Annotated in this window: 19 protein-coding genes; 7 read left to right on the top strand and 12 right to left on the bottom strand. The window is 59.2% G+C overall.

What is annotated here, in order from left to right:
- Window positions 1-846, top strand: an 846-nt coding sequence (locus tag GC1_RS19785) for a hypothetical protein (RefSeq protein ID WP_039498828.1), incomplete at its 5' end; no start/stop codon positions are given.
- A 107-nt stretch (window positions 847-953) separates the two neighbouring features.
- Here GC1_RS19785 and GC1_RS22265 read toward each other — a convergent pair.
- Window positions 954-1,343, bottom strand: a complete 390-nt coding sequence (locus GC1_RS22265) for an SAM-dependent methyltransferase (protein ID WP_082020181.1) — start codon at window positions 1,341-1,343, stop codon at window positions 954-956.
- 109 nt (window positions 1,344-1,452) lie between these two features.
- Here GC1_RS22265 and GC1_RS19780 point away from each other — a divergent pair, with 109 nt between their 5' ends.
- Window positions 1,453-2,043 carry a TetR/AcrR family transcriptional regulator gene (locus tag GC1_RS19780; RefSeq protein WP_019294381.1) on the top strand — a complete coding sequence of 197 codons (591 nt, stop codon included), beginning with the start codon at window positions 1,453-1,455 and terminating at the stop codon, window positions 2,041-2,043.
- A gap of 11 nt (window positions 2,044-2,054) precedes the next feature.
- Here GC1_RS19780 and GC1_RS19775 read toward each other — a convergent pair whose 3' ends face one another.
- The 3 genes from GC1_RS19775 to GC1_RS19770 are packed head-to-tail and all read right to left on the bottom strand — an operon-like array spanning window position 2,055 to window position 3,990.
- Window positions 2,055-2,726: a glutathione S-transferase family protein gene (locus GC1_RS19775; RefSeq protein ID WP_019294382.1), complete on the bottom strand. Its 672-nt coding sequence runs from the start codon at window positions 2,724-2,726 to the stop codon at window positions 2,055-2,057.
- A gap of 45 nt (window positions 2,727-2,771) precedes the next feature.
- Window positions 2,772-3,104: a TIGR01244 family sulfur transferase gene (locus tag GC1_RS22260; RefSeq protein WP_082020180.1), complete on the bottom strand. Its 333-nt coding sequence runs from the start codon at window positions 3,102-3,104 to the stop codon at window positions 2,772-2,774.
- Window position 3,105: 1 nt separating this feature from the next.
- Window positions 3,106-3,990, bottom strand: coding sequence for a DMT family transporter (locus GC1_RS19770; RefSeq protein ID WP_029204614.1), 885 nt, complete (start codon window positions 3,988-3,990; stop codon window positions 3,106-3,108).
- A 491-nt stretch (window positions 3,991-4,481) separates the two neighbouring features.
- Between GC1_RS19770 and GC1_RS19765 the strand changes: the two genes are divergently transcribed.
- From GC1_RS19765 to GC1_RS19750, 4 genes are all read left to right on the top strand, one after another.
- Window positions 4,482-6,725, top strand: coding sequence for an ATP-dependent nuclease (locus GC1_RS19765; protein WP_019294384.1), 2,244 nt, complete (start codon window positions 4,482-4,484; stop codon window positions 6,723-6,725).
- Complete coding sequence (locus GC1_RS19760; RefSeq protein WP_019294385.1) at window positions 6,713-8,662, top strand: UvrD-helicase domain-containing protein; 1,950 nt, start codon at window positions 6,713-6,715, stop codon at window positions 8,660-8,662. Before GC1_RS19765 ends, GC1_RS19760 begins: the two co-directional genes overlap by 13 nt.
- Window positions 8,663-8,881: 219 nt before the next feature.
- A complete protein-coding gene (locus GC1_RS19755) occupies window positions 8,882-9,988 on the top strand; it encodes an NUDIX domain-containing protein (RefSeq protein WP_019294386.1) in 1,107 nt (368 codons plus the stop codon).
- Window positions 9,989-10,076: 88 nt separating this feature from the next.
- Window positions 10,077-11,501 (top strand): nicotinate phosphoribosyltransferase, encoded by a 1,425-nt coding sequence (locus GC1_RS19750; protein ID WP_019294387.1) that lies wholly within the window; start codon window positions 10,077-10,079, stop codon window positions 11,499-11,501.
- A gap of 438 nt (window positions 11,502-11,939) precedes the next feature.
- Here GC1_RS19750 and GC1_RS19745 read toward each other — a convergent pair whose 3' ends face one another.
- The 7 genes from GC1_RS19745 to GC1_RS19715 all read right to left on the bottom strand — a co-directional run bounded on the left by GC1_RS19745 (window position 11,940) and on the right by GC1_RS19715 (window position 18,014).
- Window positions 11,940-12,284 carry a RidA family protein gene (locus tag GC1_RS19745; RefSeq protein ID WP_019294388.1) on the bottom strand — a complete coding sequence of 115 codons (345 nt, stop codon included), beginning with the start codon at window positions 12,282-12,284 and terminating at the stop codon, window positions 11,940-11,942.
- A 17-nt stretch (window positions 12,285-12,301) separates the two neighbouring features.
- Window positions 12,302-13,417, bottom strand: coding sequence for an NAD(P)/FAD-dependent oxidoreductase (locus GC1_RS19740; RefSeq protein ID WP_019294389.1), 1,116 nt, complete (start codon window positions 13,415-13,417; stop codon window positions 12,302-12,304).
- Window positions 13,414-14,823 carry an FAD/NAD(P)-dependent oxidoreductase gene (locus tag GC1_RS19735; protein WP_019294390.1) on the bottom strand — a complete coding sequence of 470 codons (1,410 nt, stop codon included), beginning with the start codon at window positions 14,821-14,823 and terminating at the stop codon, window positions 13,414-13,416. Before GC1_RS19735 ends, GC1_RS19740 begins: the two co-directional genes overlap by 4 nt.
- Entirely contained in the window at window positions 14,810-15,121 is a 312-nt protein-coding gene (locus tag GC1_RS19730; RefSeq protein ID WP_019294391.1) for a (2Fe-2S)-binding protein, read from the bottom strand. Before GC1_RS19730 ends, GC1_RS19735 begins: the two co-directional genes overlap by 14 nt.
- 77 nt (window positions 15,122-15,198) lie before the next feature.
- The gene (gene dctP / locus GC1_RS19725; RefSeq protein ID WP_039137545.1) at window positions 15,199-16,191 is read right to left on the bottom strand and encodes a TRAP transporter substrate-binding protein DctP; all 993 of its coding nucleotides are present in this window, start codon (window positions 16,189-16,191) and stop codon (window positions 15,199-15,201) included.
- Between the two features lie 40 nt (window positions 16,192-16,231).
- Entirely contained in the window at window positions 16,232-17,530 is a 1,299-nt protein-coding gene (locus GC1_RS19720) for a TRAP transporter large permease (protein ID WP_039137547.1), read from the bottom strand.
- A 1-nt stretch (window position 17,531) separates the two neighbouring features.
- Window positions 17,532-18,014, bottom strand: coding sequence for a TRAP transporter small permease (locus GC1_RS19715; protein ID WP_019297962.1), 483 nt, complete (start codon window positions 18,012-18,014; stop codon window positions 17,532-17,534).
- A 145-nt stretch (window positions 18,015-18,159) separates the two neighbouring features.
- On the opposite strand from GC1_RS19715, the gene GC1_RS19710 reads away from it, so the two are divergent.
- Window positions 18,160-19,077, top strand: coding sequence for a LysR substrate-binding domain-containing protein (locus GC1_RS19710; protein WP_019297961.1), 918 nt, complete (start codon window positions 18,160-18,162; stop codon window positions 19,075-19,077).
- Window positions 19,078-19,297: 220 nt separating this feature from the next.
- On the opposite strand, the gene GC1_RS19705 is transcribed toward GC1_RS19710, so the two are convergent.
- Entirely contained in the window at window positions 19,298-19,948 is a 651-nt protein-coding gene (locus tag GC1_RS19705; RefSeq protein WP_019297960.1) for an FMN-dependent NADH-azoreductase, read from the bottom strand.
- Between the last annotated feature and the right edge of the window lie 11 nt (window positions 19,949-19,959).

Here is a 19,959-nt window from a genome sequence, read left to right as displayed (position 1 = left end):
GCCACGGTCAAGAAATCGCGCAAACGCGCGGTGAAAGAGGCACGGGTCCGCAAACAGCGGACCGCGCGGGAAACTGCAAAGATGATCCGCCGCCGCGATATGGCGGAGGCAGAGGCTGTGCAGAAGGAAAAAGCGGCTGACGCCGCGAATGCTCTGAAAAGGAAATTTGTGGCTGAGGTCGGGGCGTTGGAGCCGAGAGTGAAAGGGTATGAGGAAAGGGCAGAAGAAGCTGCAGAAAAGTACCGGGCCGAAACGGCAGCGCGGAAGGCCGAAGAGGAAAAACGCGCGCGGGTTATCCAAGAAAGGCAACAGGCCGAGCAGGTGCTGAACGCCGCGAAGGCGGAAAAATCTGATCTGGCTGCTCAGCTGCGGCAGATGGTTCAGCACCGCGGCCAGGAAGAGAAAGCGGCTGCTGAGGCCCGGGCTGCCCGGCTGGCTGAGGAGAAGAGGCTGCAGGAGGCAGAAGAAAAGGTCCGGTTGAAGGCAACGGAGGCAGAAGTCATCACGGATGCCATCGAGTCCGGGTTGGATCTGGTAGCTGATGGGGCGGTCTTCTGGCGGGAGGCGTCTGCGGATCAGCAGGCCGGCCTGTCATGGGGCGCGGCCGCTCCGGATACCAAGGGTGCGCGGGATGAAAAGCTGAAAGAAATCCGCCCGGCAATGCGGATGGTCACGCGCATTGCTCAACTGGTGGCCCGGACCGTGAAACGCGCGCTCGCCAACGAACGGCAAAAGCTGAAGCAGGACGCGGATTATGTCCGCGGCTTGCGTCAAAAATGGGAACCGGAAGATGCAGCGCGACTGAAGCGGATCACGCTTGGTGGGATAGATAGCGGACCGAAATAAGACCGATTGCTTCCTTTCGTTGGGTGACAAGCTAAGGTTTGCTGTGCGGGACAAAGTGAGCTTTCGCCGCGACTGCGCGAACGTCGGCAGTCCAGAAACTAAATTACTCATCTCGTTGCTGGCTTAATATCTAAGAGCTTTGTGCCGCTGATACAGTCTAATCCTTGAACTCCAAACTTGCCATTTTCAATCCATAGAATCGGGACTGTTGAAACGGCTATTGGGTTTGGCCGGTGTGGTGATCGAAGGGCGAAGGTGCCAACCATCTCCCCATCTGCGCGCGGCCCGCGAGTTTGAGTTACCAAGGTTCTGTCAACGTTCTCGAACCAATATAGCAAAAGAACCGATTGCCCCTCTCGAAGACCATTCAGGCCAGGTGCAAACTCTGCATCTAGGATGATCTCACAATCAGGTCCTTCTGCCTCTACGTTGTTCGGACAGTCTTCGATCCGTTGGAATGGGGTTTTGATGCGACCGATTGGATTGAGATTGAGCAATTAAGTTCCCCTAATGTATCATACTGGTCAGTGTGAATATCTTTCACTTGCTCAGCAGTCAACACTATCATACTTTTGAGGATGATAAATTGGAGGCGAGTTCAGATATATGGGCACGATGGAAGAAAAGAGAGAAGCGAAGCGCCTCTCAATCCTGAAGGCAGCACGGGAAGAATTTCTTTCGGTAGGCTATGAAGCAGCTAACATGGACAGGATTGCTTCACTCGCTGACGTTACAAAGCAGACCGTTTATCGCTATTTCCCATCCAAGATCGAGTTGTTTGAAGCAACTATCAAGTTCCTTGGACAATCAAATGACGCGGACTTTGTTCGCCACCTTGACCATCCAGACACGCGACAAGCACTGATTGCATTTGCAGAAGGGTTTATCCGCTGGCACATCGAAGAGGAACCACTGCGGGTCTTTAAGTTGCTGGTCGCTGAGAGTGTCAAATCGCCAGAGATCATAGATACCTTCTTTGCAGCCGCCCCTGATGAAACAAATGCCGAACTATCGCGGTTTTTCAGGGAAAGGCTGTCCGTTCCCGATCCTGATGGAGGGATGCTTCTTTTTACGTCGATGCTTTCGGCCTATCGGGATGATGCTCTGTTTGGAAGAGGCAAGCCGGACGACCAACAGATCGCCCAGCTCGCGGAAGCAGCAACACGAATGCTGCTGGCTGACTTAAATTTCTCCTGAGCGTTCGACGCTCACACCGCAGCAATTTTGCGCCGTCGAACAACGAACGAGTTGCTGGTAGCGATTTTCGCCGCAGAGTTGGCGTCTAAATTCTCGACAACAGACGCCCGAACCGATGGCCTATTAAGGATATTGCTGGACCACCGCGCGACATTGGGTAATCCATCTAGAATGCCCGTCGCGAAATGATCGTCCAGCATGGTGATGGTCCGTAGAACGGGTGCAAAAGCCGTGTCGACCAGACAGAAATTGCTCCCGTTAAAAAACGGTTTCTGGCCTATCACGTCATCAAGCGAGCGAAGTTTGACGGTCAGCTTCTCTTTTTCAGCGTCGAACACATCCTGATCGTTGGTGGTTTTCATTTCGTAGATATGACCCAATAGATCATAGCTTCGGCTAATCCACATACGATTTTGTGCTTTCTCGAACGCATCCTCGGGATGCAGATCGCCGATGGTTGCATCATTGACGAACTCGTTCATGGCAGCAGACTCGAATAGAGGCTGACCGTTCACAAGCAGAAATGGCGTCTTACCCTGCGGCGATACTTGGTACACCCAGTCCGGCTTATCATCGGGCTCAATGTAGGTCACACTGAACTCGGCAGCCTTTTCATTGAGGGTAATGATTGAGGGTTGGCAGAAGGGACAAAAGTCGTAGCCAACGATTTCGAGTTTTTTCATGGTGGCCTCTTGGTTCTGAAAATGGTCTGTAAGATCAGCCAGCGCTTACCGTTCGTGCAGCAGCGACCACAGCGACGCAGAGCGCATGCCTGATCCGCAATATGCTAGAACCGGGCTTTCGAGATCTTCGAGCGCTTTGCGGAATGAGGTTACATCTTTCTTTGAAGCCGCGCCGGGCTGAACTGGCACATAGAGCGCGGCCAATCCTATTTCGTATGCCGCTTTTTCTATTTTTGCAAAACTGGGTTGATTTGCGCCCTCACCGTCGGGCCGATTGCAAATGATCCCCTTGAATCCGGCGGCCTTAATCTTGGGCAAGTCCGACGTTGCAATCTGTGGGCATACGCTGAGCTTGGATGAGATTCGTTGAAAAACCATCTCAACCCTCCTCTCTCGTAAGATGCAGCGTATACACGATGATGGTGACGAGGATGATTGCACCACCGGCAAGACTGTTAGCGCCAGGGACTTCGGTGAAGAAAATGTAGGCCCAGATCGGAGCCAAGACGGTTTCCAGCATCAGCGTCATCGACACTTCTGTCGCAGTTGCATAGCGGGTGGCGACCATCGACAGAACCCGGCCAAACGGGGCGGTGACAAGTCCCATTGCACCCATGATCAACCAAGTGTTCATGCTGAAAGTCGAAGGTTCAGTAAAAAAGAACATCGTCACTGCCAGCAAAAACCCGCCAACACCAACAGCTCCCATGCGGCTGACGTCCGGAAATTTGCGCAAGAGCGTCATCATCAAGGCCAGACTTGAGACAGCGAACACAGCCAGCATGTCACCGAACCAGTTGCCGGTTCCGGTCGAGCCGGAAACGACCACAGCTATACCGACGAAAACACCGATAATGGCGAACAGGGTCTGCTTGGACACTTTTTCCCGCAGGAATATCCAGCTGAATACCGCCGCAATCGCCGGTGTGGTGCTGAAGATTAGGAAGGTATTCGCGACAGAGGTGTTCTTGATCGCGAACACCAACCCGCTGGCGCTTCCCAACATCAAGACCCCTGCTGCCAACAGAGGCCACCCGCTGTCACGAAGTACCTGAACCAGACCTCGTTTGTCGTTCAGTTGAATGACGACCGCCATAGAAATCGCTGTAAACAGGCCAAAGAGGAAAGAAGTTTCCAACTCTTCCACGCCAGAAAAGCGGATGAATATCGGATCAAGGCTCATGAGCGCGGCCCCAATGAGCGCAATTCCAATACCTTTGAGGCGTAAGTTTCGACCTGGTTGGACGTTTGTTGTTTCTGACATTGCTGGACCCTTCGCATTACGGGAGCGAATCTCACACTCCATCAATCATACTGAAGGGTATGATTGTGAGAATTCTAGTTGTCGGTCAATAGAAATCATACTCAATAGTATGATAAGATGCGTTCGAATGGCAATTGCTGCCGTTCAAGCAATCCGCAGCATCGGTTGAATTGGGCTCTGACCGGGCATTCGCCGCACCTGGCGTGAATGACGACAGGCAGCCCAGAGCGGTCGTGATCTTGGCGCCCGCAACATCGGGCCCTTCCCGTACAGAGGGCGGGAAGCAGACCTTCGCTGCAGAAGCATTAGAGCCCTTGGGCATCGGAAGAGCGGGCTTTGGAGACGTGGTGCCTTTAAGCTCCGAAAGCGAATAGCCCGACACGTGAAGACTGGCAGGGCCCGCGGCGGCCGTGCGCGCCTACAAACCCGCAGGACAAGTGTATATATCCAACCACGAGCGCAGCAATTCCTGCGCGGGGGAACCCGATATTATGAAACTTACACGCATTGAAATCTTCAATTTCCGCAAATTGCGGAACGCCCGTCTGGACATGTCGGATAAGCAGACGTTGTTCGTCGGGGCCAACAACAGCGGCAAGACATCGGCCATGAAGGCGCTGCGCAAATTCCTCAAGGATCGCGGCGGCATCGACACGCGCGATGTTACAGCCTCCAACTGGGCCGCGATCGAACAAACCGCGAGCGCCTGGACACAGGAGGCCGAGGCGGATCTCAGCCCGCTCTTGGCTCAGCTTCCGTTCCTCGACGTCTGGCTCCATGCTGACACGTCAGAGCTGCACCATGTCGCGCATTTGATCCCAACACTTACCTGGACTGGCGGTCTGCTGGGAGTACGCCTGCGCATGGAGCCAAAGAAGGGGGCCGACATCAAGGCTCAGTACCTAGCCGCGCGAGAGGCCGCTCAGGCGCTACAACCCGACGGCGCAACGGCCGACGGATTCGCGCTTTGGCCACGCGACTTTCGGGAATTTCTGGACAAACGCCTGAAGGACCTATTCGAGCTCAACGCACATCTTTTGGACCCTGCGAGCTTCACAACGACAGAGCCGGTGGAGCCACATCCCCTGCCGCCCTTGTCGGAGGGGATCGGTGCGAACCCATTTGCTGGCCTCATCCACATTCGTGAGATCAACGCGCAACGCGGTTTCGAAGATGCGGGAGACAGTAAGGGCGGCGACGATGAGCCAACAAACCGAACCAGCCGGAAGATCGCCAGCCAGATACAGCCCTATTTCCGCAAACATATCGACCCCGAAACGGACCCCACGCCGAACGACATTAAAGCGCTCAAGGCCATCCATGATGCCGAAACCACCTTCAATGCCCGTCTCAAGGATGGCTTCGCCGATGCCATCAAGGAACTGGAAAATCTTGGCTACCCCGGCGGACTCAACAATCCAAAACTCTTCATTGCCACGCAGATCAAACCCGTTGACGGGCTCGATCACCCAGCGGCTGTGCAATACGATATATCGGGCGACGCATCCGGGGTGAAGTTGCCGGAAAGCTATAACGGTCTGGGCTTCCAGAACCTAATCTCCATGGTGTTCCAGCTGATGCGCTTCCGGGATGACTGGATGCAGGTAGGCAAGTTCAAATCCCAAGTGGTGAGCGCGGACGACAGGGGCATCGAACCCCTGCAACTGGTGCTGATCGAGGAGCCGGAGGCGCATCTGCATGTTCAAGTGCAGCAGGTCTTCATGGCCAGAGCCTACAAGGTGCTCCGCGACCATGATGATCTTAGGGAGAAGGGATCGGCTTTTACCACGCAGCTGGTCGTGAGTACACATTCGGGCCATATCGCGCACGCTGCCTCGTTTGAGGAACTGCGTTATTTCAAGCGCGAGCTGCCAAGTCCCGGAGTTGTACCCACGGCCACTGTGGCGAATATGACGGGGCTCTTCGGAGAGGATACAGAAACCCGTCGTTTCGTGACGCGCTATCTGCTGAGCACACATTTTGACCTATTCTTCGCCGACGCCATCATCGTGATCGAGGGTGCCGCAGAACGAATCCTGCTGCCGCATCTGATCCAGCATCACTACCCTAATTTGGCTGCGGCCTATCTCTCTTTCCTGGAATTGGGGGGCAGCCACGCGCACCGGATGAAGCCTCTGATCGAGGCACTGGAGCTACCGACGCTGATTATCACCGATCTTGACGCGGTGGTGGAGGTCAACAAGGGCGGTAAGGTTGTCAAACAATCGGCCCAGCCTTGCTACGGGGCCGCTCAGACCACCTCGAACCACGTGCTAAAGACCTGGCTCCCCGGGCTAGCAGAGATCGACACGCTTTTGGCTCCTCCACTCAAGGCCCTGTGTCACACGGCCTCCGACCGCCCCATCGCCGTCAGTTACCAGACACTGCAAAGCGTTACCCTTGGCTCGGTGTCCAAGAACATCACGCCCAGCACCTTCGAGGATGCTCTTGCGCTGACCAACCCGAAACTCGTAAAGGACGCCGCGAAGGCGGAACTGTCCTGCCGCATGACCCGTGACTTTGCCAAGTTCATCGCTGCCGAGTCCACGCCAGAGGACCTCGCCACCGCGCTCTTTGATCGGTTGGCAAAAAAACCGGAGAAGGCCGCCTTCGCGCTGGACCTCCTTTATATCGAGGACATCAAAGCACTTCGAGCGCCGCCCTATATCGACACTGGCCTGACTTGGCTTGCGCGCCAGCTGAAGGACGGAGGGGGTGCGATATGGTGGGCGTGACCGACGACACCCGCGACGCTGGCGCTGACGCGACGATCCGCGCGTGCCTGTCCCTCGATCAGCCGCGCAGCTTCTTTCTCTTTGCCGGGGCGGGATCGGGCAAGACGCGCTCTCTCAAGGACGCACTGGAAGGGTTGGACACACAGACCCTGACCACCTTGCGCAAACATTGCCGCAAGATCGCCGTTATCACCTATACCAACGCCGCCGCAGATGAGATCACGCGCCGCGTCAAGGCCGATCCGGTGTTTCAGGTGCAGACCATCCACAGCTTCGCTTGGTCGCTCATCGAGGGACGCACGGCGGATATTAGGGGCTGGCTGGAGAGCCGCTTGCAGACAGAGATCGCCGAGATCCAGGCAGCCCATGCAAAGGGCCGGGCGGGCACCGACGCCCATGACAAACGCGTCAAGAAGATGGCCTCCAAGACAAAGCGGCTGGAGCACCTGGCCGAGATCCGCGCCTTCACCTACGCGCCCGTGGGGGACAATTTCGGCCGCGACGCGCTGCAACATACCGAGGTCATCGCGCTCGCCGCGCATTTCCTGACTGAAAGCGAGACATTCCAGAACATCGTTCTGGCGCGCTACCCGTTCATCCTGATCGACGAGAGCCAGGACACGATGAAACCATTGATGGAGGCGCTTTTGACCTTCGAGGCGCGCCATCGCGGCCGCATCGCCCTAGGGTTGCTCGGGGACACGATGCAGCGCATTTACACTGATGGTTTGCGCGATCTCGACCAAAGGGTGGGGGATTTCGCGCAACCCGCCAAACAGATGAACCATCGCAGCCGCGCGCGGGTCGTGGACTTGGCGAATGCGATCCGGCGCGACGATGATGGCCGCCAGCAGCGTGCGCGCGAAGACAAACCGGGTGGCACCGTGCGCGTCTTTCTTGCGCCAAGCGAGGGCACGGATCGCGCGGCATTTGAAGCTTGGACCCGGGCGGAAATGACCCGCATCACCGAAGACCGCGCATGGCAGGACGCGGAGGCGATCAAGACCCTGACGATCGAGCGTCACATGGCTGCCGCACGTCTTGGCTTTAGTGAGCTGTTTGAGCCCCTGAGCAAACCCGACAAGCTCAAGGACGGGTTTCGCGATGGCACCTTGCCCGCGATGCGGCTTTTCACCCACCGGGTCTTGCCTTTGGTGACGGCACAAAGGAATGGGGATGCCTTTGCCGCTATGGCGGTGCTGCGCGACGGCTCACCGCTGGTCGATAAGAGAGGTATCCGGGCGGGGCACGCGGACCAAGCCTCTGGCCTCGACGCGGCGCGGGCGGGTGTCGCGGCGCTGATGACACTATTTATGGACGAACGGGATCCGAGTTGTGCCGAAGTGTTAGCGGTGGTGGCCGAGCACCGGCTGTTCCCGATCCCAGATCAGTTTCGGCCCTGTTTGCCTGACAACAGTCCCGTGGCCCAGGACATGGCCGACATTCTTGCCGAGCTTGGTCCCACTTTTGACGAGCAGGGCCTGACTACGCCCGAGGACACACCTCCCATAGCAACCACCATCACCGAGGCCTGGACGCAGGCACTTGCCGCCCCGTTTTCCCAAGTGGCGCGCTACCTCGCCTATGTTGAAGACCGCAGCCCTTATGGCACCCACCAAGGAGTCAAGGGGCTCGAATTCCCCCGGGTTATGGTGGTCGCCGACGACGCCCACACGCGCTTCAAAGGCCTTGCCTCCTACGAGACGCTGTTCGAGGTGAAGCCCCTAGGCCCAACCGCGCAGAAACAGGCGGACAAGGGGGAGGAAACCACGATCGAGCGTACACGCCGTTTGCTGTACGTCACCTGCACGCGGGCGGAAGAGAGCCTCGCGCTTGTGCTCTATTCCGAGGCCCCCGATACAATCCGCCACTTCTTGATTTCCAACGGATGGATGTCCGAGGACGAGGTCGTGATGGCTGCGCCCGGCGGGACCTAGAGGACGGTTCCGTACGAGTTTCGGCGACAAAGCAAAATCTGGGTCGTCCGATCGGCACTATGCGCGCGGAAGAGTGCGATCAGATCTTTCGCGGGAAGCGGAAGCAGGCTGTGGGCGCGCGAGCGCGCCACCTATAGTTGACAACCCGAACTGAGCGACATACCTAATTGTGCATGCAAGGAGGTCTTGCATGCACATTGATATCGCGGAGGTCGCGCTATGACACAGGTCACGCTTTCAGTGATCATTGGACGGTTTCAGCCTTTTCACAAAGGGCACCGTAAGCTGTTCGAACATGCTTCACAAATCTCAGATCAAACGTTGACGCTGATCGGATCGGCTTTCCGGCCGAGATCAGAGAAGAACGCGTTCAAATGGACGGAACGGGCGGACTTCATCACCACAGCTATGAAATCTGCTGGTTGCACGGCGGACATCACATGTCTGCCGCTGATCGATACTCTGTATGACGACAAGACCTGGGCAGGTAATGTGCGCACGGCGATTGATCTTCACTTGCGAACCCAAGGGATTGCGCGGGCGGATGCCCGGATTGTTCTGGTCGGGCATGATAAGGATGAAAGCAGCCGTTACTTGCGCTGGTTTCCGGAGCTCGAAGCTGTCTCAGTAGAGGCGGAACGCAACGGATCCACTGTTTTGAATGCCACCGACATGCGCGCCGGGCTGTTCCTGGATAAAGCTCTCGTTGCGAAATTGCGTGACACCTTCGGTGCGGTTGAAACCGATCAGGTTGTTTCATGGATGGAGCAAAACACAGGCGCCGTGGCTCAAATCCGCGCAGAGGCGGCGTATAATCAGGCCTATCGCGAGAACTACCGAAAGGCAGTTGCCGCGTTTGGACATGAAATCCCTGCGGACTGCGCCGATGCGGTGGTGGTCCAGAACGGGCATATCCTGCTGGTCGAACGGGCCAAGGCTCCGGGTCAAGGACTGTATGCCTTGCCTGGCGGGCACCTCCAGAAAGAAACTGCGCAAGAGGCGGCAATCCGCGAGCTGATCGAGGAAACCCGCCTGAACATTCCGCGCAAGCTGCTGGAGGGCCGGATCGCCGCGCGGCAGGTGTTCGACCACCCGGATCGCTCCGAACGCGGCTGGGTGCGCACCGAGGCGTTCAAGTTCGAGCTGATTGATGGCAAGGCGCAGGAAAAGGTCAAAGGCGCGGATGACGCCAAACGCGCCTTCTGGATGCCGGTCAATCAACTGACCCCGGACGTGATGTTCGAAGATCACTTCGACATCATTCAGGCTTTGGTGCCCAACGTGCCCTTTGCCTATTCTTCGGTTCTGATGAGCCGGATGCACTGAATTCATCGGCCCCGCCGGGGCCATGATCCCCAGCCTGCCGGGAGGTCCGGTACGGCTTCACATATCCAATCCAAGGAGGACTGGAGCCATGATGATGCAAACATCAAATTTTGCAAACAGTGTTGCTACGGGCAATTTCCTGCTCGACACGGACAGCTACAAATACAGCCACCCCAAGCAGTTTCCAGAAGGCACTGAAAAGGTCTTTGCCTATATCGAGCCGCGCCGCCCCGATGGTGAGATCGATGAGGTCCTGTTTTTCGGCCTTCAGGCTGAACTGGTGAAGCTGGATGGGCGCATCGTCACCCAAGCCATGCTGGACGAGGCCACCCCCTTTATCGAAGCCCACGGCCTTTCGCTCTATGTCGAAATGTTTCAGCACATCATTGATGCGCACGACGGGCTTTTGCCCGTGCAGATTGACGCCCTGGCTGAAGGAACGATTGCCCCGGTCTCGATCCCGCAGGTCAGAATTGTGAATACCGATCCCAAATGCTGGGCCTTGCCCGGCTTTCTGGAAACCCGGTTGCTTCGGGCCGTCTGGTATCCCAGCACCGTCGCGACCATTTCAAACTACGTTGTACGGCAAATCCGGGACCGCCTGATCCGAACCGATGGCAGCGACGAAGGCCTTGCCTTCAAGCTGCACGACTTCGGTGCGCGCGGCGCCACCAGCGCCGAAAGTGCTGCAATCGGCGGAGCTGCGCATTTGGTGAATTCGATGGGCACCGACACAGTGGGCGGGCTTGTACTTGCCCGCAACGTTTACGGTGCCGGCATGGCCGGTTTCTCGATCCCTGCGACAGAGCACAGCACCGTGACCTCTTTCGGTGCGGATGGAGAGCTGGACTTCATGCGGCAGTTCCTTGCGGACAACCCCCAAGGGATCATCGCCTGTGTTTCGGACAGCTACGATTTGATGCGGGCGGTGCGGAAGTATTGGGGCACTGAGCTGCGCAACACGGTATTGGCCCGTGACGGGGTGCTTGTCATACGCCCCGACAGCGGCGACCCGTTGCAGATCGTGCCCGATGTGATCGAGGCGCTGATGGAGAGGTTCGGCTATTCCCTGACCCCGAACAATTTCCGTATCCTGCCCAGCCAGGTGCGGGTGATCCAGGGCGACGGGGTGAACAAGACCTCTATTGTCCGGATCATGGACCGGATGATTGAGCGAGGCCTTGCCATTGGCAACATCGCCTTTGGCATGGGCGCAGGCCTGCTGCAGAAACTGGATCGGGATACGTTCTCATACTCGATGAAAACCTCGGCCATCTGCGTGAACGGGGAATGGCGCGACGTCTTCAAAGACCCGATCACTGCCGCGGGCAGCAAAACCTCGAAGAAAGGGCGTCTTGGTGTGATGGAAACAGATGCGGGCAAGTTTGTGGTTCGCCCATACGGCAACATCCCGTCCGGCCACGACGCGCTGAAAACAGTTTTCCGGGATGGCGAGGTCATCGCGCGTCAGAGTTTTGAAGCCATTCGGAAACGCGTTGGCCTGATCGCATAATTGCAACCCTGCCAAGTCCGCCTTGTTCTGCAGGGCGGCCTTGGCCTTCTCCGCAATAATCCTCAAATCCGTTTGGATGCTGATCTCGTGGTGAAAGTCTGCTTTTGAGAAGCTGCATTGCAGCGTTGGCACTCATGGCGAACGTCGGTTCAGGGCCGAAACACACAGGCGAACCCTGTGAGGGACAGGAAAACTACTACCAGTGCGCGTACCTGAAGGTTGGTTTCGTCAAATCTGAGGTGGTCCAAGATCGGAGCGGAAAGAGGCTAACCTTGGGTGCCGGAGCAGAACAACTCTGTCATGTCAGCGGAATTCAGGACCTTGCGGCTGGCTTGGGATTGCCGGTCTCACTGGAAAGACTTTCAAATCCCATCCGCCGCCGCCAGGCCGTATTCCACCAATGCAAGCAGAACCCGGCCGTGCGGCATTAGCGGGATTTTAGTCACAGGCAGCGGTGACGATCATCTCAACTTTCAGCACATCGCGGGCGAGCCTTGCTTTGCCGCAGGCGCGGGCCGGGGCCTGTCCTTCTGGCACCCAGGTGTCCCAGACCTCGTTCATCTCGGCAAAATCGGCCATGTCGGCCAGCCAGATCTCGCATTTCAAAATGCGGGTCTTGTCGCTGCCGGCTTTCTCCAGCAGGTCCTCGACCTTGGCGAGGATCTCGCCTGTCTGCTCCGCCACGGTGGCGGCGCTGGAGGTTTGGCCGCACAGATAGGCGACGCCGTTGTGCTTGACGATCCGGCTCATGCGCTGGCCGGTTTCGATCCGGGTGATGGTCATGTCAGTTGTCTTTCCTGTCAAAGGATCTTGCGGTCGTAACGGTTAATGCGGAACGGGGTAAGGTTGAAGCGGCTTTGGCCGCCCAGCACCAGATCCGCCATCACCTGGCCGACGATGGGCCCCATCTGGAAACCATGGGCGGAGAAGCCGAAGGCGTGGAAGGCGCGGTCTGCGTTTGCTGCCGGACCGATCACAGGCAGGTTGTCGGGCATATAGGCTTCCAGTCCTGCCCACATTCGGTTGATACTGGCGCGGCGCATGATCGGGAAGAACTCCACTGTGGTGCGGGCAGCAGAGGCGAGTTTCGCGTAATCCAGCCGGGTGCGGTTATTTGCGCGGTCGGCAAAGCCCTTGGCGCCGCCACCAATCAGGACGGTGCCGTTTTTGAACTGCTTGAAGCTGAGCTGGCGGCTGACGGCGCCGACCACGGGGGCGGCAAAATGCGGCATCCTTGCGGTGATCATCAGCATTGGCGCGGCATGGCTGAGCGGCACGTTGTCACCAATCATTAGCGCGATGTGGTCGGCCCAGGCGCCAGCGCAGTTGACGACGGTTTCTGCCTCGTAGCGGTTCTTGTGCCCCTGAGCGAGCCAGGCGGGGCCGACACGGCGCAGGCTGAGAAGCTCCTCGCCTTCGACAACTTTCGCGCGGTGGCGTTCGGCGGCCAGGCGGAAGGCGCTGGTGGATTTGTAGGGGATGGCATAGCCGTCCTGCTCAGAGATGGCGCCGCCTGCGCAGTCCGGGTTCACATGCGGCAGGCGGTCGAGCAGCTCAGCCCGGCTGAGGATGCGTTCGTGGGTGAAACCCGCGGCCTGCATCCGCTCCTCGCGGGCGCGCAGGGTGGTCATGTCGGTCAGATCGGCGGCGATGTTGATGACACTCTGGCGCCGGAAGCCGGTCTCATGCCCCAGCTCCTCGTCCAGGGTCTGCCACATCTCCATCGAGGCCTTGGACAGCGGCACTTCTGCCATGTCGCGGCCCAAGAGGCGTACGCCGCCTGCATTGACGCCGGAGGCATGGCGGCCGGCATAGTCTTTCTCCAGCAGGATCACCGAAGCGCCCTGGCGGGCAAGGTGATAGGCGGTGGCACAACCCTGGATACCGCCGCCGATGACTAAGACGTCGCCTTTCATTCCGCAGCCTCCGCATGGGTGGGGGCCGGTACGGCCTGGAAGCGGCTGAGTTCGTCCAGCGTAAGCAGCCGCTGAGGGCTACGCAGGCGGTAATAACCGACAGCCTCGGTTGGTTCGGCGCGCCATTGCGAGAGAAGGCCAGTTACCATGTGGCCGCATTGGCGCCCTTGGCAGGGGCCCATGCCGCAGCGGGTGAGGGATTTCAGCGCATTGGGGTCGCGGGCTCCTTGATTAAAGCCTTCGCGGAGATCCGCCAGCGTCTGCTCCTCGCAGCGGCAAACCAAGGTGTCCGGGTTTTGCGGCAGGCGCAGCGCGTTTGCCGGGTGGTAGAGCCTATCGATGAAGGCGCGGAACGGGGCCATGGCGGCGAGTTTCGCAATACCGGGGGTGGCCTGGCGGTTGCGGTCTGCCTCGCTCAGGCGGCCCAAGCGGTGCAGGATGTTGAGCGCAGCCAGGCGGCCCGCAATACGGGCGCCATCGGCGCCGATGATCCCAGCACCGTCACCCGCGGCAGAGATATGCTGGATCGAGGTTTGCCCGAATGCATCGGTTTCCACTTGCCAGCACAGCTGTTGCGGGTTCCAGCGGTGGGCCAGATCCATGGCCCGGGTCATGTTGAGATTGGGCTGGACGCCGTGATGCAAAAAGATGGTTTCTGCAGCGATCTCGCGGATCTGGCCGCCTGATGTGAAGCGCAGTCCCTTAGCCTTGTTCTGTCCCAGCACTTCGAGGTTTTCGGCAAAGCGGTACTGCGGGATTCCTGCCGAGCGGATTTCGCGCAGGAGGGCGATGCCCTTCTTCAGTTGCCCGGCTTGGCGCAGGGCGCGGGGCAGGAGCGGGGCGGCGTTCAGGTAGTTCTGCCGCGGGGTGGTGTCGACCAAGGCGGTGACGGGCACTCCAAGGCGCAGGTATTGCGCCACGATCAGATAGAGCAACGGGCCGGAACCTGCGAAAACCGCACCTTCGGCCACGGTGGCATCGGATTTCAGCATCACCTGGGCGGCGCCAGCGGTCATCACGCCGGGCAGGGTCCAGCCGGGGATCGGCATCGGACGCTCCATCGCGCCGGGGCAGAGCAGCATCTCACGGCAGTGCAGCTCATGCGTTTCGCCCAAGTGTGAAAACAGAACGCGGCCGTCGTCGCCAAGGTGCCAGGCATCGCTGCTGGCGAAATGGGTAAGGTCCGTGCGTTCAAAAGCTGCGATCAGCTCCGCTCCCGCTTGGTAGTCGGGCCCCAGCGCGCTTGTATTGGGCAGGGGGCTGGCGGCGGCGGCGCGGTAAATCTGGCCGCCAGCGCGGGTACCGCGATCCAGCACGGCGACCTTGGCGCCGCCCTTGGAAAGCTCGATAGCGGCTGTCATACCGGCCGGGCCGGCGCCGATGATGGCACAGTCAAGGGCCTGCATTTTCGGCCTCGCAGTCTTGGGTGATGTTCTGGGTGGTGACGGTCATTCCCTCTGCAACGCGGTGCAGGCAGGCTTGCTGGTTCGGCAGGCCGTCGATGATCACCATACATTCGAAACAGACGCCCATGGCGCAATAGGCGCTGCGGTTTTCGCCTGACAGGGCCGCGCGGCGGGTCACGGACTGGCCAGTCAGCGCCATGGCAGACCAGACCGATTGCCCGGCTGCAGCGGTGACTTCCTGGCCGTTTATTGTCAGCGTAACCTTGGGGGCGCCATCTGAACGAAGGGATCGGAACATCTGCGGGTCTCCGTCGGGAAAGCAAAAAGGGGAAAGGCGCCGGGGAGGGCTCGCCTTTCCCAAGTTCTGAGGCCGGATTACTCGGCGATCTTGTCGAGGATGGCCTGGCCCCAGTCCGCGCCGACATCCTCCAGCACCTGCGGCCAGACCTGGGCGCGCACGTGTTTGGCGGTGGCGGCAAGCTCCGCATCGCTCAGCGAAACGATCTTGGCCCCGTTGTCGGCAAGCTTCTGCTCAAACGCGCCCTGGTCAGCCTCGGCGGTTTCCCAGCGTTTGGCTTCAAAAGCGACAGCACCGGCTTCTAGTGCTGCGCGGTCTTCGTCGCTCAGCTCGGCCAGGGTGCCGGAGTTGATGATCATGTACCAGACTTCGAAGTGCGTGTTCACTGGCACATAGGTGGAGGTCACATCGCGGAAGGAAGCATAATAGCCTTCGGCGCCGGAGCCGACGACACCATCAACCACGCCGGTCTGCACCGCAGTGAAGGCTTCGGAGAAGGGGATCGGCGAGGAGATGTAGCCGAGCGCGTCAGCGGTCAGCTGGAAGCTCTTGATACCAGGGACGCGGACCTTGATGCCCTTGGCGGCGGTTGGGTTGCCGGGGTCAACCGCATCAGTGTTCAGCGCCACGCCGCCGAAATAAACCGGATAGGCGGCCAGCATGGTGATGTCCTGCTTGGCATAAAGCTCCTTCATCGCGTCATAGATGGCGCCGCCGGGGCCGTAGATCTTTTTGGCTTCAGCCCAGTTGGAGGCGACGTAAGGAAAGGCCGAGATCTGCATCCGGCGGTCAACAGCAGTGGCAGCAGGCTGCACAGCCATGTCAATGGCGCCGACGGAAATGCGTTCCTGCACCGAAGTGTAGTCACCCAGCGCCGAAGCCGGGAACAGGTTCAGCTCCAGCGAGCCGCCGGTCGCGCCGGAGAGGCTTTCAGCAAAGACGCGCAGTTCGTTGTCGATGGTGGCGCCTTGCGGGCGGATATGGCTGAGCTTCAGCGTGTCCGCCATCGCCATGCCGGCGGTTGCGGCCAGGGTTGCGGCCATACAGGTGGACTTCAGGAATGTCATCATAGGTTTTCTCCTCCGTGAGTGATGATGAAAGCGGGGCGGCTTAGTAGCCGAAGATACGGGGCAGCCAGAGCGACAGGTCCGGCCAGAAGCTGGTGAGGAACACCACCGGCAGATAGCCGAGCAGGATCAGTGTCATGGCAGGGCGGATCACCTTGGTGACCGGCACTTGGCCAACGCGGGCGCCGAGGTAGAGGATCGAGGCATAGGGCGGGGTGACTCCGCCCATCGCGGTGTTCACACCCATGATCGCGGCGAACTGGATCGGGCTGACGCCAATGGCCTGCATCAGCGGTAGAAGCAGCGGTGCAATCAGGATGATGGCAGTCACGTCGTTCACCACCATGCCGACTAGGAACAAGAGGATATTGATCAGGATCAGCAGCAGCGCCTTGTTTTCGGTGATCGTGAAGATGCCCTCGACGATGGCTTGCGGCACGCTTTCCAGCACGAACATCTGGCTGAGGATCATCGAAAACAGGATCATCAGCATGATCGCTCCCACCGAGGTTGCCGCCTCGCGCCCGGCGCCAAGGAAGGTGCGGATGTCGAGGCCCTTGTAGATCAGAAAGCCGACGGGCACGGCATAGATTACGGCGACGGCTGCGGCCTCTGTCGGGGTCATTATGCCCCCGTAGATGCCGCCGAGGATGATCACTGGCATCAGCAGCGCCGGGGTGGCCTTGAGGCCGCGGCTGGCGGCCTCGGAGACAAAGGCGGCGCCCTTGGGCGGCTCAGCCAGCTGCAGCGGGAATTTGCGGGCCATGCGGATGTTGACGATAGAGAAACTTGACATGATCAGCAGGCCGGGGCCGAGGGTGGCCAGGAAACAGGCGAGGATCGAGGTGTCGGTGACCCAGCCGTAGACGATCATGGTGACCGAGGGCGGGATCAGCAGGCCCAGCAGCGAAGCATTGGCGATGAGGGCGGTGGCGTATTCGCGGGGGTAGCCCTGTTTCTCCATCTCGGGGATCAGCAGCGGGCCGATGGCGGCCACCCCGGTGAGGCCGGAGCCGGAGATTGCGCCAATGAGGGCGCAGGACACGGTGGCGACAACACCAAGCCCGCCGCGCAAATGGCCGATGAAGATGTTTACGAAGTTCAGCAGGCTGGCGGCAATGCCGGAGACGCTCATGATCGTGCCGGCCAGCACGAACAGCGGGATCGCCAGCAGCACCGGGTTGCCCAGCTGCTGGAAGCCCCAGAGCATGTTGCCCTTCATCACCACGTCCCCGGCGAAATACATCACCATCAGACCAGCGCCAAAGCAGTAGGGGAGCGGCACGCCCAGGGTCAGCAAAAGGACCAGGACCAGAACGGCAAGGAGGGCAATCTCGATCATCTCAGGCTTCCTTTCGCGCCGGGAGAGGGGTGAACAGAGCGCGGATGTGCAGGAGCAAGTGGCAGGCGGTGAAGGCCATCATCAGGACCATGCCGATGAACAGCGCTGCATCGACGTAGAAGGTGGGCAGATAAAGTGTCGGGCTTTCGCGCCAGACCCGCTGGGAATACTTCCAGAAGTCCCAGGCCCAGGAGGTGAGCCAAAGGCCGACGGCAAGGCTGATGACTTCACCGATGATGGCCAGCACCTGGTGCTGGCGCTCGGATGACAGGAAGATTTCCAGCACATTGGCGCGGATGTGGGTGTTCTCGCGCGAGGCGTTCACGGCGCCCAGCATGTAAAGCCAAAGCGTGGGATAAAGCAGGCTTTCCTCCAGCCCCATCACCGGGATTTCCAGCACGTAGCGGGTGATCACCTGGACGAACTGTCCCAGGGCCACCAGGCAGATCAGCACTGTCAGCAGCACACTGAAGGCGCGTGTCATGTTCCCCTCCCTTTTGGGCGGATACAGGTGGTGCATCCGTGGAAGGGAAACTTGCGGGTGGGGGGTATTAAGTCAAAGCGATTAAATTGATTGGGGAATAGAGTTGCTTTATGGTTTGCGAAAAATGTGAAGGAAATCAAAAGCCATGAACCTGAGCTTTCGTCAGCTACAGGCCTTCCGGGAGGTGATGCGGACCGGATCGGTGTCTGATGCGGCGCGGATTCTGGGACGGACTCAGCCTGCGGTCTCTGCCCTGATCGCTAACCTTGAGACCGAGCTGGGGATCAATTTGTTCCGCCGCCAGCGGGGAAAAATGGCACCGACGCCGGAGGCGCAGTATTTTCTGGGCGAGACGGAGGCCATTCTTGACCGGCTGGCGCTGTCGACCCGCACCATGCGCGAGATCGGGGCGCTGGCGAAGGGGCGGTTGAACATCGCCTGCATGCCGGCCGCGGCGAGCCTGCTGATGCCACAGCTGCTGGGAGAGTTCCTGCAGGACAAGCCGGAGGTGCGGGCGTCTCTGATGATGCGGGCCTCGCCGGTGATCGAGGAATGGGTGGCATCGCAGCAATATGACATCGGGCTGGGGGAGACGCCGAGGCCGTCAGCGGCGATTGAGACGGTGGATTTCCAGATGGAATGTGTCTGTGCGATCCCTGCAGGTGATCCGCTGGCAGAATTGGAGGCTGTGGAGGCACGGCATTTGTCGGGCAAACCGATGGCGGCGTTGCAGGAGGGGCATCCGAACCTGATCGCCACCCTGCGCGCGTTTGAGGCGCAGAAGGCGCGGTTTGAGCACCGGTTTGAACTCCGAACTTTTCATCCGGCGCTGACGCTGGTGGAGAAGGGGCTGTGCTATTGCGTTTGCGATCCGATCACTGCGGCCGGGTATGTGAACATGCGGCCAGAACCGCGTCCGGTGGTGTTCCGCCCGTTCCGGCCGGGCGTTGCGCTGGAGGTGTCGATTATGCAGCCCGCTCACCGGCCGACTTCGGCTTTGGCCGACGAGTTTGTGAAGTTGCTGAGATCAGCCCTGAACAGCGTGAATGACCGCTTCTGGTAGTGCGCCATAGGGAGCTTTAAACCCAGATTGCGCTGGCGGCCCTCAACCTGTGCTCGTTTCTTGGGTTGCTTTTTGGCGTTGCCGGAATTGGCAGCGGGTTCTTTTTGCGAGTGCCCTCACAGTAGAATTCTGAAGACCGGGTATTTCAACAAGCTGCACGCCGAAGGATCGCGGGGGACATAAATGCACCCCGCAACAACTTCCAGCGTTTGGCCAGGCCTCACTCGGTCGGCAAAGCGGCTGCCAGTTCCGCAGTGCGGATTTGTGCTGCTGCCAAAGACTTTTCCCAACGCTCATCCTTGAACTCTTCATACTCGATAGCAATCGTTTCCATTTCCGTTGCATTTGCGCCCAAATAATGCGCGGAAGCTGCCAAGGCAGGATCCAAACCGTTCAGATGTGACCGTTCGCCACCCGGCGCGAAGCCGAATTCGCCCCGGGACGACAGAACCACCAGTTTCTTGCCGGACAGTATCGGTTCAATCGGAGTATCTCCCCGGGAGAGATCGAAGCTGAAGGTGACGCCGACACGTGCAATCAGATCAAACCAGGCCTTGAGGGAGGCAGGCATTGAATAGTTGTACATCGGGACACCCAAAGCGATCACGTCGGCCGCTTTGATTTCTTCGATCAAGGCATCAGATTCGGCCAGGACAGCACGTTGTTCGTCTGTGAGCTCAGACGGGTCGGTGAAAACTGCAGCAATCCAGTCTTCATTGATGATGCTGGGTGGAGTCAGGCCGATGTCGCGTTCGGTGATTTCACCACCGCCGTTGGCGGTCCAAGTCTCGGTAAAGACCCGCGCCAGATCGCGCGTGTGTGAACGGTTCTTCCGTGCGCTGGAGTGAACGATGAGTAGGGACTTGGGCATGTGTTTTGCTC

It is taken from the genome of Leisingera sp. ANG1, from assembly GCF_000203975.2.
GTDB lineage: Bacteria > Pseudomonadota > Alphaproteobacteria > Rhodobacterales > Rhodobacteraceae > Leisingera.
Note: the sequence above shows the minus strand (reverse complement) of the source record. Positions and strands in the feature narration are given on the sequence as shown.